Below are 18,036 nucleotides of genomic sequence, written 5' to 3' on the forward strand. Positions count from 1 at the left end.
ACGGCGCAAAGGCGCCTTTGCCCACCCTACGGCACCTACCCTTGCAGTAACGAGGGTCAGAGCTGCGTGCTACCGCACCACGCCCGACGTGAATCCCGCCTTGCGGCGCGGCGGCTTGATTTCCTTTTTCAGGAAGCAGCGCGCCTCGCGCCCGGTGTAGCCGGGGCGGGCATAGGTGAAGGCGCGGCATTTGTTGTCGGCGGTGCACGCAGCCTTGCAGGCCTCGACGCCGTCGCCCTCCTTCAGTTCGAAATTGCGCAGATCACCGCCGGGACGGTCGATCGACGTCTCCACGCCCTCGACCCGCGGCTCGATCACGCCGGCACCGCGCACACCGGAGATGCAGCAACTGCCCGGCACCCGCGTCGGCACGGTGTTCTTCAGCCAGCACACCGCCGAGCCGCCTTCGACGTCGGGATAGTTGAAGCTCCAAGAGCGGCAGCGGCGATCACGCTCGCACAGCAGCGCGCAATCCTCGGGATCGCCTGACGCGACCGGTGAGCTGAAATAGTCGCCCCCAGGCCGATCGAACGCAGTCTGGGCGCGCGCCGGCACGCTCGCGCATGCGAGCGACAGCAGCGTGACACATGTCACGACGCTGGCCATGACGGCCCTGCACAGGCGGCCCTTCCACATTCGGAACAGCTTTCGGGTTATTGACGACGCTCAGGTTTTTTCAGCCAATCATTTGATCGCCGCAAACCTGTATGGGCGATGAACGGCTGAAATCCCGATCGGCCTACCGGCCTAGAACGCGCATTCCGCGTAGGCCGGTTCCACCGAGCCCTTCCAGGGGCCGTTGAACTTGTCCAACATTTCCTCGGCCGGCGTCCGGCCGGAATCAATGATGCGGTCGAGCGGCTCCAGATGCCGCGTTTCGTCGCGGCCGAGCTGGTCGATCCGGCCGCGCCGGCGCAGGCCCGCATGCGCCAGAACGAGGCATTCCTTGGCGATCTCAAACAGATAACGGTCCTTGATCCTCGCCTTGAAGCCGAAGCGCGGCACGTCGTCGCGCAGGGCCTGACGCTCAGCGGCGCTCCAGTGCTTGACGATCTCCCAGGCGGCATCGAGCGCGACATCGTCATAGAGCAGCCCGACCCAGAACGCCGGCAGCGCCGGCAACCGGCCCCACGGACCGCCGTCGGAGCCGCGCATCTCGAGATAGCGCTTGAGCCGCACCTCCGGGAAAATCGTCGAGAGATGGTTGGCCCAGTCCGACAGCGTCGGACGCTCGCCGGGAAGGTTGTTGTTGCGGCCGTCGAAGAACGCGCGGAACGAAGAGCCCGACACGTCGATGTACTCCTCGCCGCGCTTGACGAAATACATGGGCACGTCGAGCGCGTAGTCGACATAGCGCTCGAACCCCATGCCGTCCTCGAATGCCCACGGCATCATGCCCGACCGCGCATTGTCGGTGTCGCGCCAGATCTCGGAGCGGAAGGAGAGGAAGCCGTTCGGCTTGCCTTCGGTGAACGGCGAATTGGCGAACAGCGCGGTTGCGACCGGCTGAAGCGCGAGCGAAACACGCAGCTTCTTGACCATGTCGGCTTCGGAAGAGAAGTCGAGATTGGTCTGCACCGTGCAGGTCCGGTACATCATGTCGAGGCCGTACTGGCCGACCTTCGGCATGTAATTGGTCATGATCTTGTAACGGCCCTTGGGCATCATCGGGATGTCCGCGCGCGACCAGGACGGCGTCATGCCGAGACCGAGGAAGCCGATGCCGAGCGGCGTTGCGATCTCTCGCACCTGCGCAAGATGCGCCATCAACTCGCTCTGGGTCTGATGCACATTCTCGACCGGCGCGCCGGAGAGCTCGAACTGTCCGCCGGGCTCGAGCGAGATCGCACCGCCGCCGGTGACGTCGTAGAGGCCGATGATGTTGCCCTGCTCCATGATCGGCTCCCAGCCGAGCAGGAGCTTCATGCCCTCGAGCAACGCACCGATGCCCCGTGCGCCTTCGTAAGGCACCGGACGGTGGCCCTCGAGCGTGAACGGCGTCTTCTCGTGCTCGGTGCCCATGCGGAACTCGGACGGGTCCTTGCTGCCGGCCTCGAACCACGCGACGAGCTCGTCGCGCGATTGCAGCGGCGTCATATCGATCTGGTCTCGCGCCATATCAAACTCTAATCAAAAGGCGCTTCGACCGAACGCGCACGGGTGACAGGGATGGTCCGCGAACCCACCGGTTGCACGGACGAGCGGATTTGCCGCGCGATCATCGCGACGGCATGCTTTCGTTGACGCCTGCGGGCGGCAGTTTCATCTCGCCGCACGAGCAGCCCAGGCGGTCGAGCAGACCGCTGAGCTTGACGGCATCGGCATCGGACAGTTTCGAACCGACATATTTCTCGATCGCGGCCGAATAGGCGCTCCACATCCGCTTCTGCAACTCGCGGCCGGCTTCCGTGATCTCGACGAACTGGCCGCGCTTGTCGATCTTGCATTCGCGCCGCGAGGCGAGGCCCTCGTCGACCAGGCGGTCGATCAGGCGCGAGGTGGAATATTGCGGGATCAGCATCTGCCGTTCGAGCTCGACCGGCCGCAGCTCGCCCGAGGGCGCCCGCGACAATTCGAGCAGCGCGTCATACCAGGCCAGTGGCGGGAAGCCGGCCTTCTTCAGGTCCTGCTCGACGCAATCGAGCACGCGGCTCTGCACCCGCATCAGGCGGATCCAGGCGGAAGTCGCCTCGGTCGATGGTTTGCGTTTCATGGTCCCGCTCAAGCTCGTCGCCCGTCTCTTACCTCATTTGATGCAGCTGCATCAATCTTGACTATTCCAAGCAAGTGCATGTAATCGCTGTTTCGGCCGAACCAAGCACAAGAGAAGGAAATTCCATGAAACTGTATTATTCGCCCGGTGCCTGCTCGCTGTCCCCCCACATCGCCCTCCTGGAAGCCGGCCTGCCCTATGAGCTGGTCAAGGTCGATCTCCGGGCCAAGAAGCTCGAAAATGGCGAGGATTATCTGAAGCTGAACCCCAAGGGCCAGGTCCCTGCGCTGGGCCTCGACAGCGGTGAGATCGTGACCGAAGGTCCGGTGATTGTCCAGATGATCGCCGATCAGGCATCGGCTAAGGCGCTGGCGCCGGCCCACGGCAGTTCCGAGCGCTACAAGCTGCTGGAGTGGCTGAATTTCCTCACTTCCGAGGTGCACAAGAGCTTTGGTCCGCTGTTCGCGCCGGCCCTGAACGACGAGGCCAAGGCCTTCTTCAGGGATCGCGTCATGGGCAAGCTGAAATATATCGACGGCCAGCTCGCCGGCCGCGACTACCTCATGGGCAAGCAGTTCACGGTCGCCGACGGCTATCTCTTCACGATGCTCACATGGGGCGAGCGAATGAAGTTCGACCTCTCGGCGATGCCAGACCTTGCCGCCTACAAAGCCCGCGTCGCGGCCCGGCCGCAGGTGCAGGAGGCATTGAAGAAGGAAGGCTTGGCACAGGCGAAGTAAGCGCCAGCGAATCGCAATCAGCGAAAGGCCGGATCGATGATCCGGCCTTTGTTTTTACGTAGCCCGGATGGAGCGAAGCGCAATCCGGGTAACTGCGTCCAGGAGGCGCTGTCCCGGATTTCGCTTACGCTCCATCCGGGCTACAGGCTTCTCTTCAGGCCGCCGCCTTCTTCGGCGCGAAGCGGCCGTAGAAGGTTTCGCCCTTTGCCGCCATCTCTTCGAGCAGCTTCGGCGGGGTGAAGCGCGAGCCGTACTTCGCTTCCAGCTTGTGGCAGAGCTCGACGAATGTCTTCGTGCCCATGAAGTCGATATAGGACAACGTGCCGCCGGTGAACGGCGCAAAGCCGAAGCCGAGGATGGAGCCGACATCCGCCTCGCGCGGATCGGTGATGACGTGGTCCTCGACCGTGCGCGCGGCTTCCACCGCCTGCACCACCAGGAAGCGTTGCTTCAGCTCCTCGATATCGAGCGTGTCAGGATCGAGCTGCTTCGGCTGCAATGCCGAGAGGCCCGGCCACAGGCTCTTCTGCCCCTTGCCCTTCTCCGGATAATCGTAGAAGCCCTTGCTGTTCTTGCGGCCGAGCCGGCCCTGCTTCTCGACCATCTCCACCATCAGCTTCTTCTGATCGGGGTTGATGGCGTTGGGGCCGAGATCCGCCTCCGTCGCCTTCATGATCTTGAGGCCGAGGTCGAGCGCGACTTCATCCGACAGCGAGAGCGGGCCGACCGGCATGCCGGCCATCTTGGCGCAGTTCTCGATCATCGCCGGCGGCACGCCTTCGAGGAACATCTCGTTGCCTTCGGCGACATAGCGGCCGACGCAGCGATTGGCGAAGAAGCCGCGGCTGTCGTTGACGACGATCGGCGTCTTGCCGATCTGCCGCACGTAGTCGAGCGCGGTCGCGAGCGCGAGGTCGCCGGTGTTCTTGCCCTTGATGATCTCGACCAGCATCATCTTCTCGACCGGCGAGAAGAAGTGAATGCCGACGAACTTGCCCTGGTCCTTGAAGCTCTCGGCCAGCGAGGTGATCGGCAGCGTCGAGGTGTTCGACGCGAAGACCACGTCGGGCTTCAGATATTGCTGCGCCTTGGCAAAGGTCTCCGCCTTGACCTTGCGGTCCTCGAACACGGCCTCGATGACGAGATCGACGTCCTTCAGCGCCGCATAGTCCGCAGTCGGGGTGATGCGCGCGAGCAGCGCTTCGGCATCCGCAGGCTTGGCGCGGCCTTTCTTGATCTGCTCCTCGATCACCTTCTGCGCATGCGCCTTGCCCTTGTCGGCGCTCTCCTGGTCGCGGTCGATCAGGACGACGTCGAGGCCGGCACGGGCGGAGACGTAGCCGACGCTCGCGCCCATGAAGCCGGCGCCGATCACGGCGATCTTCTTCGCCTTGGTCGGCGGCACGTCCTTCGGACGGCGCGCGCCCTTGTTGAGCTCCTGCATCGACAGGAACAGGCTGCGGATCATCGCGGCCGCTTCCTTCGAGCGCAGCACCGAGGTGAAGTAGCGCGACTCCACGCGAAGCGCGGCGTCGATCGGCAGCTGCAGGCCTTCATAGACGCAGCTCATGATCGCGCGCGCGGCCGGATAATTGTCGTAGGTCTCGCGCCGATAGATCGCGTTGCCGGCCGGAAACATCATCATGCCGGCCTTGGAGAACACCGGGCCGCCGGGCAGCTTGAAACCCTTCTCGTCCCAGGGCGCGACCGCCTTGCCGCCGCCCTTGATCCAGTCCTTCGCCGCCTTGATGAGATCGGCGGCCGGAACGATGGCGTGGATCAGGTTCAGCGCCTTGGCCTTGTCCACCGTGACAGGGTCGCCCTTGAGCAGGATCGTCATGGCGTCCTGCGGCGGCACCAGGCGCGGCACGCGCTGTGTGCCGCCGGCACCGGGGAACAGGCCGACCTTGACCTCGGGCAGGCCGAGGCGGGTCTTGGGATTCTCCGCGGCGACACGATAGTGGCAGCACAGCGTGATCTCGAAGCCGCCGCCGAGCGCGAGGCCGTTGATCGCGGCTGCCCACGGCTTGCCTGACGTCTCGATCGAGCGCAGCACCTGCGAGAAGCGGCGGCTCTGGTCGAACAGCATCTGGTTCGCCGCGGTCTCGCCCTGCTCCTTGAACACCTTCGCGTAGGCCTGGTTCATGCCTTCAAGCATCGACAGGTCCGCGCCGGCGCAGAAGGCTTCCTTGGCGGAGGTGATGACGACGCCCTTCACCGCGGCATCCGCCGTGGTCGCCTTGACGATCGCGTCGAGCTCGCTGGTCGAGGTCTCGTCGAGCACGTTCATCGAACGGCCCGGAATGTCCCAGGTGACGAGCGCGATGCCGTCTGCGTCGGTCTCAACCCTGAAGTTCTTGTACGACATGTTGGTTGCTCCTCGGTGCCGCAGCCGATGCCAGGCGCGGCGGTTGATGGTGATCTCGTAGGGTGGGCAAAGGCGCTCTTGCGCCGTGCCCACCATCACTCGCGAAGACAGCAGAGGTGGGCACGCTTCCCTTTGCCCACCCTACGGCAGCTCCCCTACCCTTAGACGCGCTCGATGATGGTCGCGGTGCCCATGCCGCCGCCGATGCACAGCGTGACCAGAGCGGTGGACTTATTGGTGCGCTCGAGCTCGTCGAGCACGGTGCCAAGGATCATCGCACCGGTGGCGCCAAGCGGATGGCCGAGCGCGATGGCGCCGCCATTAACGTTGATCTTGGCGTTGTCGATGTCGAAGGCCTGGATGTAGCGCAGCACGACCGAGGCGAAGGCCTCGTTGAGCTCGAACAGGTCGATGTCCGACTTCTTCATGCCGGACCGTGCAAAGAGCTTCTCGGTGACGTCGACCGGACCGGTCAGCATCATCGCCGGCTCGGAGCCGATATTGGCAAACGCGCGGATCTTTGCGCGCGGCTTCAGGCCGTATTTCGCAGCCGCGTCCTTGCTGCCGAGCAGCACGGCGCCGGCGCCGTCGACGATGCCCGACGAGTTGCCGGCATGGTGCACGTAGTTGACCCGCTCGATCTCGGGGTGCGACTGCAGCGCGACACCGTCGAAACCGCCCATCTGCGCCATCATCGTGAACGAGGGCTGCAGCTGCGCCAGCGACTGCATCGTCGTCGAGGGACGCATATGCTCGTCCTTGGCGAGGATGGTGAGGCCGTTGATGTCCTTCACCGGCACGATCGACCTGTCGAAGCGGCCTTCCTCCCAGGACTTCGCCGCACGCTGCTGGCTCTGCACGGCATAGGCGTCGACGTCGTCGCGCGAGAAACCGTATTTGGTCGCGATCAGATCGGCCGACACGCCCTGCGGCATGAAATAGGCCGGCACCGCCATCGAGGGGTCCATCGGCCAGGCACCGCCGGAGGCGCCGATGCCGACGCGGCTCATGGATTCGGCGCCGCCGCCGATCACCAGCTCATGCTGGCCGCTCATCACCTGCGCGGCGGCGAAGTTCACGGCATCTAGTCCGGAGGCGCAGAAGCGGCTGATCTGCACGCCGGGCACGGCTTCGCCGAGACCGGATTTCAGCGCGGCGAAGCGCGCGATGTCGGAGCCGGCCTCGCCGACCGGATCGACCACGCCGAGCACGACGTCGTCGACGGAGTCCTCAGGGAGGTTGTTGCGATCCTTCAGCGCCTTCAGCGGCACGGTCGCGAGCGCGAGCGCCGTGACCTCGTGCAGCGCGCCGTCCGCCTTGCCGCGGCCGCGGGGGGTCCGAACGTGGTCGTAGATGAATGCCTCAGGCATGACGCCCTCCTGATGTGATGTTCGATACGATTGGGAGCAGGCAGCGGAAGCAGGCTCAGAACGCGTCCGCCGGCAATTCCATGATGGTGGCGCAGCCGGCCTGGATGCGCGCGAGATTGGCGGCGGTCTCCGGCAGCATCCGCTCCATGAAGAAACGGCCGGTGACCAGCTTGGTCGAGAGATAGGGCGTCGCCCCGCTCTCGGCAATCTTGGCATTCGTCACCTTCGCCATCTTCGCCCACATGTAGCCGAGCGCGACGAAGCCAAAGAGGTGCAGGTAATCGGTTGCGGCAGCACCGGCATTGTCCGGCTTCGCCATCGCGTTCTGCATCAGCCAGGTCGTCGCCTGCTGGAGATGGCCGAGCGAGGCCGAGAGCGGGGTGATGAAGGGCTTCAGCGCCTCGTCACTGCCGTTCTCCTTGGCGAAGGCCATGACCTCGCCGAAGAAGGCCATGATGGCGCGGCCGCCGTCGCGCGGCAGCTTGCGGCCGACGAGGTCGAGCGCCTGGATGCCGTTGGCGCCTTCATAGATCATGGCAATACGGGCATCGCGCACGAACTGCTCCATGCCCTGCTCGGCGATGTAGCCGTGGCCGCCATACATCTGCTGCGCCTGTACCGCGTTGGCGAAGCCGTAATCGGTAAGAAAGCCCTTCAGCACCGGGGTCATCAGGCCCATGTGATCGTCGGCGGCCTGGCGGTCCTTCGGGTCTTCGGAGCGATGAGCGACGTCGCTCTTCAGCGCGGTCCACATCACGAAGGCGCGCGCGGCCTCGTTGAAGGCCCGGATCGAGAGCAGCGTGCGGCGCACGTCGGGATGCACGATGATCGGGTCGGCCGGCTTGTCCGGCGCCTTCACGCCGGTGAGCGCGCGGCCCTGGATGCGGTCGCGGGCATAGGCGACCGCATTCTGATAGGCGACCTCGGATTGCGCGAGGCCCTGCACGGCGACGCCGAGCCTGGCCTCGTTCATCATCACGAACATGCCCTGCATGCCCTTGTTCTCTTCGCCGATCAGCCAGCCGGTGGCGCTGTCGTAGTTCATCACGCAGGTCGAATTTCCGTGGATGCCCATCTTGTGCTCGATCGAGCCGCAGACGACACCGTTGCGCTGCCCGACCGAACCATCGGCATTGACCAGGAATTTCGGCACCACGAACAGCGACACGCCCTTGATGCCGGCGGGCGCACCCTCGATGCGGGCGAGCACGAGATGGATGATATTGTCGGCCAAGTCATGCTCACCGGCCGAGATGAAGATCTTGGTGCCCGTGATCTTGAAGCTGCCGTCGGCCTGGCGCACCGCCTTGGTGCGGAGCATGCCGAGATCGGTGCCGCAATGCGGCTCGGTCAGGTTCATGGTGCCGGTCCATTCGCCCGCCACCATCTTCGGCACGTAGGTCTTCTTCTGCTCGGGCGTGCCATGAACGATCAGCGCCGCGGTCGCGCCCATGGTGAGGCCGCCATACATCGAGAATGCCATGTTGGCCGAGATCTGAAATTCGTTGACGGCCTGGCTCAGCGTCACCGGCAGGCCCTGCCCGCCGAACTCGGTCGGCGCCGACAGACCGAGCCAGCCGCCCTCGGCGACCTGCTTGAAGGCGTCCTTGAAACCCTTCGGCGTGGTGACGCTGCCGTCATCGGCACGCTTGCAGCCTTCGAGATCGCCGACGCGGTTGAGCGGCTGCAGCACCTCTTCGGCGAGCTTGGCGGCTTCACCGAGGATCGCTTCGCGCACGTCGCTCGACGCATCGGAGAAGCCGGCGAGATTGTCGTACCGGTCGATCTGGAAGACGTCGTTGAGCAGGAAGTTCACGTCTTCGACGGGGGCTTTGTAGATCGGCATGGTGGTCTCCCGGCATGGGGCTTGAAGTGACGTGGCGCGATTGCTGAGGCGCAGCCTTTGCCCGCGAGCTTAGCGGGTTCGGCAACCTCGGGGCAGGGTCATGATTGAGCGGCAAGCTGCTCCGCCATCAGGCGGTGCAGCATGTTGATCGCCTTGAGCGGACGCACCATCACCTTGAAATGGGTGATGCGTCCCTCGGCATCGAAACTGATGATGTCGACGCCGTTGATCTCGATGCCGTCGATGACATTCTTGAATTCGAGCACCGCACCGGTGTCGCTGCGCCATTCACCGACATAGGTGAAACCTGGGCCGCCTAGCACCTTCTCGGCGCTGGAGAGGTATTTGAAGGTGATGTCGCGGCCACGCTGCGGCGAATGCACGACGGGGCTTTCGAACACGGCATCGGGGTGCAGGAGGTCCCAGAGCGCTGTGCGGTCATGGGACTTCATGTAGGCGTACCAGGAATCGAGGCCGGTCATTCTCAGGTGCCTCCCTAGGGCAAGGGCAAAAAGTACGAGAACAACCCCATGCACAGTAGCGAGGAGGTTGATTTCGCTGGATTTTTCAGTCGAGCCTGTACCGGCCCGCAAGCTGCCTCATATGCACATTGACGCATATGCGCCGATGCGCATAAAGTCAAGCTGGTTGGTTAAGGTCGAAGAAGGAGGCCGGCCATGGCGCTGGGCGACGCAATCCTCGCATGCCTGACGGAACGTCCGATGACGGGCTACGAGCTCGCCAAGACATTCGATTCCTCGATCGGCTTCTTCTGGAAGGCCGACCACCAACAGATCTACCGCGAGCTCTCCAAGCTGCGCGACCGCGGCCACATCCAGGGCCGGGAGGTCGTGCAGTCAGGCAAGCCCAACAAGCTGGTTTATACGCTCACGCCCGAGGGTAGAACAGCGCTGCGGCACTGGGCCGCGCGGCCAAGCACGCCCGCCTCGACCAAGGACGACCTCCTGGTCCGCCTCCACGCCCTCGACAGCATCGACATCGAGCCGCTGCGCACCGATCTGATGGCCCGCCTGGAGCACCACCGCGACCGCCACGCCAATTACGAGCGCATCCTGAAGAAGCGTTTTCCGGACGGCACGGCGGAAGGCAGGCTCGACCTCGGCAACCTGCTCCTGCTCCGCTTAGGGGCCCGGCACGAGCAGATGGTGGCCGACTTCTGCGAGGAGACATTGGAGGCGCTCTCAGCGATGAGCGGCAAGGCCAGCGTGGTGCCGCTCGAGGACGCCAAGCGCGAGGGGAAGGGGTGAGCGGCATTGGCGGTGTTCGTCACCTCTCCCGCTTGCGGGAGAGGTCGCGCCGAAGGCGCGGGTGAGGGTTCTGAGTCTTCGTTGTTGAGACACCCTCTCCCCAGCCCTCCCCCGCAAGCGGGGGAGGGAGCGCACCGGTTCCGTGGCTGGCATCGCCGCCCAACTTTAAGACACCCAGCCTGCGTTCCTTAACTCGTTATTTACCGTAACGGACAAAAGTCGGTTTTCGAGGCAGACGACCCGCGCAAAATTCGGTTGTGTTTGCAACTGGCGCGCGTGGGGAGGCTGGAGGCGCCGGGTGGGGCGCCGGAGTCGGAACCGGACAGAGTCATGAATTCGCGCGTATCGTGGAGTGTTGACGGCATCGACCCATCCGTCCGGGAGCGGGCCGAAGCTGCTGCGCGCCGCGCCGGCATGTCACTCAACGATTGGCTGAACTCCACGCTCGGCGAAACTGCCCCGCCAAACTTTCGCGAATCTTACGACCAGCGTCCGCAAGCCCCGCACGTTCCGAGTCAAGCACCGAGTCAGGAAAGCCGCGAAGTCGCCGACATCCACCAGCGGCTCGACGCGATCACCCAGCAGATCGAACGGATTTCAAAGCCCGCGCAGCGCCAGGACTCTTCAAGACAGGACCCATCGCGCCAGGAGTCTTCACGACCAGACGTCTCGCGCGAGCAGGGCGTCGCGCGCCAGCTCAACGATGCGATCTCGCGGCTCGACGCGCGGCTGTCGCAAATCTCCAAGCCACAGCAGCCGCAACCGCAGCAGCCCCCGGCTCAGCGCCCCGCGCCGGCCGACACGCGCCAGCGCCAGGCCGATGCGGTCGAGCGTGCGGCAGCGCAGGTCTATCGCAACTCCCCTCCCCTGAGCCCCGCATCGTTCGACGTCGCCGTCGCCGAAATCACCGCGCGGCAGAGCGAACTGGACGGCTTCACGCCGCGGCAGATGCCACCGCGTGCCGCGCCCTCCATTGCGCCCGATGCAGCTGCCTTCGCGCCCCCCATGGCACCAATGGCGGCGCCGCCCGCGCCTGCCTATGCTCCACCGCCACCGCAAGCGGGGCCGGATTTCTCGTCGCTCGAGCGCCATCTGCTCAAGATCACGAGCCAGATCGAGTCGCTGCAGCGCCCTGACAACACCGAGCAGGCGATCAACGCCTTCCGCAGCGAACTCGCCGAAATCCGCCACGCCATCACCGAGGCGATGCCGCGGCGCGCGATCGAATCGATCGAGAACGAGATCCGCTCGCTGCATCGCCGGATCGACGAGACCCGTTCCAACGGCACCGACGGCCAGGTCCTCTCGGGCATCGAGCACGCGCTGTCCGACATCAAGCAGGTGCTGCGCACGCTGACGCCGGCCGAGCAGCTCACCGGCTATGACGAGGCGATCCGCAATCTTGGCGCCAAGCTCGATCTGATCCTGCGCGCCAATGACGATCCCTCGACGGTGCGACAGCTCGAAGGCGCGATCTCGGCGCTGCGCGGCATCGTCTCCAACGTCGCGTCCAACGAAGCGCTGGCACGCCTGTCCGAAGACGTGCAACTGCTGTCGTCCAAGGTCGACCAGGTCACCCGCCCCTCCGGCCAGGGCGACAGCTTTGCGGTACTGGAGCAGCGCATTGCGGCGCTCACCGCGGCGCTGGAAACCCGCGAGCGGCCCCAGCCATCCGAAAGCACCGAGCATCTCGAAACCGCGATCCGCGCGCTGTCGGACCGTTTCGACCGCATGCAGGTCGGCAACGATTCGGCCTCGACCTTCGCGCATCTCGAACAGCGTGTCTCGTATTTGCTGGAGCGGATCGAAGCCGCCTCCGACCCGCGCAACGGCAATCTAAGCCGCGTCGAGGACGGGCTGCACGACATTCTCAGGCACTTGGAGCGGCAGCAGGCGACTTACTCCGCGTTGGCGGAGAGCCGCAGCTCTGCGCCGCCGGCCGATTCCGGCGTGGTCGATCTCGTCAAGCGAGAGCTTTCCGACATCCGCTTCAGCCAGGCCGAGACCAACCGCAGCACCCAGGACTCGCTCGACGCCGTCCATAGCGCGCTCGGCCATGTCGTCGATCGCCTCTCCATGATCGAGGGCGATCTGCGCGCGGTGCGGACCGCGCCGCCGGCCCCTGCGCCGCAGCCGATGCCGATGCCGATGGCCGCTCCCATTGCTGCTTCCATGGAGCCCGCGCCTGTCGCGCGTGAGCCACGGCCGCAGGCACAGCAGCCGAAATACGATCCCAAGCCCGAGCTTCCGAATCCCGCCGCGCAGCAGCAGGCACAAGCCGCCTTCGCCGCCGCGCCGCGTGAATTCCATGCCGCTGCCCCCGCCGCGCCGCCGCCGGTGCCGGCGCCGATGGCGTCGCAAGTCGCACCACCCTTGCCGCCGCGCGCGATCAGCGAGATCCTGGAGCCGCACACGGCGCCAGCGCGCGCCGCGCTCGCCCCGGAATTGCCGCCGGATCATCCGCTCGAGCCGGGCACACGGCCTGGCGGACGCGTCGCATCGCCGTCGGAACGCATCGCCGCCTCCGAGAGCGCGATCAGCGGCATCCCCGCTGCTGCGAAGGAGTCGGTCTCGTCGTCGAGCTTCATCGCGGCCGCCCGCCGCGCCGCCCAGGCCGCCGCCGCGCAGCCGGAAAAGCCGGCTCGCGGTGCCAAGGGTGGAGCGAAGGCTGGCCCCGATCGCGCCAAGGACAAGGGCAAGGACGGCGGTTCGACCATCACCTCGAAGATCCGCTCGCTGCTGGTCGGCGCGAGCGTGGTCGTGATCGTGCTCGGCACCTTCAAGATGGCGATGAATCTGCTCGAAGGCAGCAGCGCGCCGCCGGCGCCGCAGGCCATGGAGAATACATCCAGCCAGCCCGCGCCGCAGGCCCCGCCGCCGGTGATCGAGAACAAGCCCGCCACGCCCGAGCAGGTCACGCCATCGATGACCTCGCCGACGCCGATTGGACGGCAATCCCAGAACAATTCCGCGCCGGCTCCCGCCGCCAACTCGGCCTCCGTTGAAATTCCGACGGCGCCAGCCACGACACCGCCCGCACCTGCGACCAACAGCGACGTCACCGGTGCGCTGTCTGGCACGAGCCGCGCCAAGCTCAGTCATATCCAGGTGCCACCGAGCGAAAAGCTGCCTGACGGCATCGGCGGCCCGGGCCTGCGCACCGCCGCGATGAAGGGCGATGCGACCGCGGCCTACGAGATCGGCCTGCGCTTTGCCGAGGGCAAGGGCGTTGCGACGAATTACGACGAAGCCGCCAAATGGTACGACCGCGCGGCGCAGGCCGGCGTCGTGCCCGCGACCTTCCGCCTCGGCACGCTCTACGAAAAGGGCTTGGGGGTGAAGAAGGACGCCGACATCGCCCGCCGCTACTACACTCAGGCCGCCGAGCGCGGCAACGCCAAGGCGATGCACAATCTCGCGGTGCTCGATGCCGATGGCGGCGGACGCGGCGCCAACTACAAGAGCGCGGCGCAGTGGTTCCGCAAGGCCGCCGACCGCGGCGTCGCCGACAGCCAGTTCAACCTCGGCATCCTCTATGCCCGCGGCATCGGCGTCGAGCAAAACCTCGCCGAGTCCTACAAATGGTTCAGCCTGGCAGCCGCTCAGGGCGATGCGGATGCGTCCGGCAAGCGCGACGACGTCGCAAAACGTCTCGACCCGCAATCGCTCGCCGCCGCCAAGCTCGCGATCCAGACCTTCAGCGCCGAGCCGCAGCCGGATGATGCAGTCAACGTTCCGGCCCCGAACGGCGGCTGGGACAGCGCGCCGCAGGCGAATGCAAAGCCGGCGCCGAAGGCGGTGGCGACCAAGCGCTCGGCCTCGGCGGCGCACTGAAGGCGAATAGCTTTAGGCAGACAAAACGCGCCGCGCGCTCGGTGCACCTCTCCCGCCTGCGGGAGAGGTCGCGGAGCGGAGCGACGCGGGTGAGGGCTCTCGCCTCTTGGGGGTTCTCGCTAGAGGAGACACCCTCTCCCCGACCCTCCCCCGCAAGCGGGGGAGGGAGCACACCTCATCGTGGCGACGATTGCCGATCTCATCACGGTCTCGTCCTACCCATTCACCACGCCCGAAATTGCCGGTCCCTCCCGCCAGCAAATTCCGCTATTGAGGGGCGCGACAATCGTTCCGATCTTCCCGCGGGCCTTCCGCGATAGTCGATCCGTCTCGCCGGCGCGTGGTTCAATGCAACTCTATCTTCCGATCGCCGATCTTCCGGTCAACGTCTTCCTGGTGCTCGCCATGGGCGCTGCGGTCGGCTTCGTCTCGGGCATGTTCGGGATCGGCGGCGGCTTCCTGATGACGCCGCTGCTGATCTTCATCGGCATCACGCCGGCGGTCGCAGTCGCCTCCGTCACGAGCCACATCGCGGCCTCCTCCTTTTCCGGCGCGCTGTCTTATTGGCGGCGGCGGGCGATCGATCCGGCACTGGCGAGCGTTCTGCTCTGCGGCGGCGTGACCGGGACAGCGCTCGGCGTGTGGACCTTCACGCAGCTTCGCGCGCTCGGCCAGCTCGATCTGATGATCGCGCTCTCTTACGTGGTGCTGCTCGGCACCGTCGGCAGCCTGATGTTCTCCGAAGGCCTGCGCGCCCTGATGCGAACACGGCGCGGCGCGCTGCCGCCGCGACGCACCCACAATTGGATCCACGGCCTGCCGCTGAAGATGCGGTTCAAGCGCTCCAAGATCTATCTCTCGGTCATCCCCGTGGTGATCGTCGGCATCATGATCGGCTTCATCGGCGCCATCATGGGAATCGGCGGCGGCTTCATCCTGGTGCCGATCATGATCTATCTGCTGAGGGTGCCGACCTCGACGGTGATCGGGACCTCGATGGTCCTGACCCTCGTCACGATGCTGTTCGCGACCATGCTGCATGCGGTGACCAACCACCTCGTCGACGCCGTGCTGGCGCTGATCCTGATGGTCGGCGGCGTCACCGGCGCGCAGTTCGGCGTCCGTGCCGGGCAGAAGATCCGCGGCGAGCAACTGCGGCTGCTGCTCGGACTTCTGATCCTCTCGGTCGGCGTGCGCTTCGCGATCGAGCTGGTGATCCGGCCCGAGGATCTCTTCACCATCCGTGAGCTGGGAGCGAGCTGATGATGCGTGCAGCTCTCGCACTCCTGCTCGTCCTGCTGCTCGGTTCAGTCGCGCGCGCCGAGCGGCTGATCGTCTCGGTCTCCAACCACCGCGTCACGGTGACACCGAACTATTCCGGCGAGGAGCTGGTGCTGTTCGGCTCGGTCGAGAAGGATGCCACGACGCCCGCTGATCGCACGGCCTACGATCTCGTGGTCACCGTGATGGGCCCGCGCGCCGACATGGTGACGCGGCGCAAGGAGCGCACCTTCGGGATCTGGATCAACACCGATTACCGGCAGTTCCTGCAGGTGCCGAGCTATCTGGCGCTGTTTGCCAACCGCCCCTTCGACGCCATCACCTCGCCCGAGATCGCGCGACGGCAGCAGATCGGACTCAACAACGTGCTGCTGATGCAGCGGGTCGGCGGCGATTATGCCGACGTGGTGCCGAACGATGCGTTCCGCTCGGCCTTCATCCGCCTGCGCACCCAGCGCGGGCTCTATCGCGAGGATCCGAGCGCCGTGACGTTCCTGACGCCGACCCTGTTCCGCACCGGCATTCCATTGCCGGCGGAGGTGCCGATCGGCACCTACGAGGTGGAGATCAAGCTGTTTGCGAACGGCGCGTTCATCGGCAAGACCGAGACCGCGTTCGAGATCGTGAAGGTCGGCTTCGAGCAGTTCGTCGCCACCACCGCCCGGCAGAACGGGCTGATCTACGGCCTCGTCACCGCGGCAATGGCGCTGATGACAGGCTGGATGGCGTCGATCGTATTTCGGAAGGATTAGGTGCTGTCATTCCGGGATGCGAACCACATACTCGCCGTCATGGCCGGGCTTGACCCGGCCATCCACGTCTTTGTCGCCGCACTTAAGAACGTGGATGCCCGGGACAAGCCCGGGCATGACGGAGAGAGGGGTGTACGCGGGCTCACGGCGCCTCGATCACCGTCGGCACGCCCGGCTCCAGCAGCCGCAGCCGCGTTCCGAAACCCAGCACGTCGAACGTCTTGCGCAGATCCTCGCTGCTCTGGCGGAAATGCGCCCAGCCTTCGGTATGCACGGGCACGATCATCGCATCGGGGAAGGCGCGCGCGGTCTCGATGGTGTCGTTGGTATCCATCGTGAGATGGAACGGGCCGCGCGTTTGCGCGGCGCCGGCGAAGGGCAGCACCACGCCGCATTTGAAGCGGCGCGCAACTTCGGCGACGCCGTCGAACCAGGTGGTATCGCCGGTGATATAGACCGCGCTGGTGTCCTTCCGGTTTGAGGACACCACAAAGCCGATGACGTCGCCCGACAGCGGCTCGATGCCGGCCGGGCCATGACGCGCCGGCGTTGCGGTGATGGTCAGCATGTTGCCGTCGCGATCCCTGACGTGGGCGGTGGCCCAGGGCGCAAGACCCTCGGCATGACCGCCGAGACGTTTGGCACCGGCTTCGGTGGTCAGCACGCGTTTGGCATGCGTCAGAAATTCGCGCCCCGAATTGTCGAGATTGTCCGAATGCTGGTCGTGGCTGAGCAGCACGGCATCGACCGGGCCGATCGCATCGGGCCTCACGGCGGGGCCGATGATCTTTTCCAGCTTCACATGCGGCAGCTGGTAGGCGCCCGGCGCATCGAAGGTCGGATCGGTGAGCAGGCGAAAGCCGTCGATTTCGATCAGCGCAGTGGGGCCGCCGATCAGGGTGATGGAAATGGGCATGATGAACTCCTGCTACGAGACGGGCTTTGCGGGGCGCGTCACCAAATAAATGCCGAGCGCGACCGGGATGATGCCGAGGAGGTCGCGGGCCTCGACATGCTCGCCGAGGACGAGATACGCGAACAGCATGCCGAGCGGCGGCATCAGGAAATGATAGGCGCTGGCGGCGGTCGCGCCGCACACTTTCAGGAGATGGAACCAGAGCCAGTAGGCCAGGATCGAGCCGCCCAGCACGAGGAACGCAAAGGCGCCGATCAGGCCCGGCGTGACATCGATCGCGTGGATGTCGGCGAAGGTGAGCGCGACCGGCGTCAGCACGAGGCCGGCAGCGAGGTTCTGCACGCCGTTGCCGATCCACAAGGAGCCCTTCGGCGCGAGCAGCTTGAACAGGATTGTGCCGGCGACGAGCGAGGCCAGAGAGGCCAGCGTGAACACGATGCCGTGCAGGGAATCGGTGCCGACCGACAGGCGGTGCCAGACGATCAGCGTCACACCGGCGATGCCGAGCAGGAGGCCGGTTGCCTTGCGCCAGGTCATGCCTTCGCCGAGCAGCAGCGCGGCGAGCGCGGCGGTGAATACCGGATTGGCCGACACGATCAAGCCGCCGAGGCCGGCGGAGACGGATTGCAGGCCGGTGTAGCCGAGGCCGAGATAGAGCGCGTTGTTGGCGATGCCGAGCACGGCGAAGATCGCGGCATCGCGCCAGGATAGCGACCAGGCCTCGCCGCGGATCAGCGTGGCGCCCAGGATCAAAATGCCGGCGAGCGAGAAGCGCGCGGCGAGCAGGATCAGCGGCGGACAATGGGTGACGCCGATCTTGCCGGCGACGAAGGCGTAGCTCCAGAGCAGGCAGAACAGACCGATAGCGAGCGGCAGCGTGTTGAAGCGGCGGCCAGGAACCGAAATCGAGGGGGCGAGCGACATGAGGGCATTCTCGGATGTTTTTCT

The 18,036-nt window shown here is 65.6% G+C and carries 14 protein-coding genes; 5 read left to right on the top strand and 9 right to left on the bottom strand.

The window, feature by feature from the left end; translation table 11 throughout:
* Positions 1-69: 69 nt before the first annotated feature.
* The 3 genes from IVA81_RS00680 to IVA81_RS00690 all read right to left on the bottom strand — a co-directional run bounded on the left by IVA81_RS00680 (position 70) and on the right by IVA81_RS00690 (position 2,713).
* The gene (locus IVA81_RS00680; RefSeq protein ID WP_247310742.1) at positions 70-636 is read right to left on the bottom strand and encodes a PAN domain-containing protein; all 567 of its coding nucleotides are present in this window, start codon (positions 634-636) and stop codon (positions 70-72) included.
* Between the two features lie 111 nt (positions 637-747).
* The gene (locus IVA81_RS00685) at positions 748-2,118 is read right to left on the bottom strand and encodes a glutamate--cysteine ligase (protein ID WP_247310746.1); all 1,371 of its coding nucleotides are present in this window, start codon (positions 2,116-2,118) and stop codon (positions 748-750) included.
* A 100-nt stretch (positions 2,119-2,218) separates the two neighbouring features.
* Positions 2,219-2,713 (bottom strand): MarR family winged helix-turn-helix transcriptional regulator, encoded by a 495-nt coding sequence (locus IVA81_RS00690; protein ID WP_247310749.1) that lies wholly within the window; start codon positions 2,711-2,713, stop codon positions 2,219-2,221.
* Between the two features lie 125 nt (positions 2,714-2,838).
* On the opposite strand from IVA81_RS00690, the gene gstA reads away from it, so the two are divergent.
* The gene (gene gstA, locus IVA81_RS00695; protein WP_247310753.1) at positions 2,839-3,453 is read left to right on the top strand and encodes a glutathione transferase GstA; all 615 of its coding nucleotides are present in this window, start codon (positions 2,839-2,841) and stop codon (positions 3,451-3,453) included.
* A 154-nt stretch (positions 3,454-3,607) separates the two neighbouring features.
* On the opposite strand, the gene IVA81_RS00700 is transcribed toward gstA, so the two are convergent.
* The 4 genes from IVA81_RS00700 to IVA81_RS00715 form a co-directional block, all read right to left on the bottom strand.
* Positions 3,608-5,821, bottom strand: a complete 2,214-nt coding sequence (locus IVA81_RS00700) for an FAD-dependent oxidoreductase (RefSeq protein WP_247310756.1) — start codon at positions 5,819-5,821, stop codon at positions 3,608-3,610.
* 161 nt (positions 5,822-5,982) lie between these two features.
* Positions 5,983-7,191, bottom strand: a complete 1,209-nt coding sequence (locus IVA81_RS00705) for an acetyl-CoA C-acetyltransferase (RefSeq protein ID WP_247310759.1) — start codon at positions 7,189-7,191, stop codon at positions 5,983-5,985.
* A 55-nt stretch (positions 7,192-7,246) separates the two neighbouring features.
* Entirely contained in the window at positions 7,247-9,037 is a 1,791-nt protein-coding gene (locus tag IVA81_RS00710) for an acyl-CoA dehydrogenase C-terminal domain-containing protein (RefSeq protein WP_247310762.1), read from the bottom strand.
* Positions 9,038-9,135: 98 nt separating this feature from the next.
* Positions 9,136-9,519, bottom strand: a complete 384-nt coding sequence (locus IVA81_RS00715; RefSeq protein ID WP_247310765.1) for a nuclear transport factor 2 family protein — start codon at positions 9,517-9,519, stop codon at positions 9,136-9,138.
* 195 nt (positions 9,520-9,714) lie between these two features.
* Here IVA81_RS00715 and IVA81_RS00720 point away from each other — a divergent pair, with 195 nt between their 5' ends.
* From IVA81_RS00720 to IVA81_RS00735, 4 genes are all read left to right on the top strand, one after another.
* The gene (locus IVA81_RS00720; RefSeq protein ID WP_247310768.1) at positions 9,715-10,305 is read left to right on the top strand and encodes a PadR family transcriptional regulator; all 591 of its coding nucleotides are present in this window, start codon (positions 9,715-9,717) and stop codon (positions 10,303-10,305) included.
* 330 nt (positions 10,306-10,635) lie between these two features.
* Positions 10,636-14,139 carry a tetratricopeptide repeat protein gene (locus IVA81_RS00725; RefSeq protein ID WP_247310771.1) on the top strand — a complete coding sequence of 1,168 codons (3,504 nt, stop codon included), beginning with the start codon at positions 10,636-10,638 and terminating at the stop codon, positions 14,137-14,139.
* A 348-nt stretch (positions 14,140-14,487) separates the two neighbouring features.
* The gene (locus IVA81_RS00730) at positions 14,488-15,402 is read left to right on the top strand and encodes a sulfite exporter TauE/SafE family protein (protein WP_247311166.1); all 915 of its coding nucleotides are present in this window, start codon (positions 14,488-14,490) and stop codon (positions 15,400-15,402) included.
* Positions 15,402-16,172 (top strand): TIGR02186 family protein, encoded by a 771-nt coding sequence (locus IVA81_RS00735; RefSeq protein ID WP_247310773.1) that lies wholly within the window; start codon positions 15,402-15,404, stop codon positions 16,170-16,172. The genes IVA81_RS00730 and IVA81_RS00735 overlap by 1 nt, the downstream gene beginning before the upstream one ends.
* A 142-nt stretch (positions 16,173-16,314) precedes the next feature.
* On the opposite strand, the gene IVA81_RS00740 is transcribed toward IVA81_RS00735, so the two are convergent.
* Positions 16,315-17,088 (bottom strand): MBL fold metallo-hydrolase, encoded by a 774-nt coding sequence (locus IVA81_RS00740; RefSeq protein WP_247310777.1) that lies wholly within the window; start codon positions 17,086-17,088, stop codon positions 16,315-16,317.
* Positions 17,089-17,100: 12 nt separating this feature from the next.
* Positions 17,101-18,012: a DMT family transporter gene (locus IVA81_RS00745; RefSeq protein WP_247310780.1), complete on the bottom strand. Its 912-nt coding sequence runs from the start codon at positions 18,010-18,012 to the stop codon at positions 17,101-17,103.
* Positions 18,013-18,036 lie beyond the last annotated feature (24 nt).

This window comes from Bradyrhizobium sp. 141 (assembly GCF_023074055.1).
GTDB lineage: Bacteria > Pseudomonadota > Alphaproteobacteria > Rhizobiales > Xanthobacteraceae > Bradyrhizobium.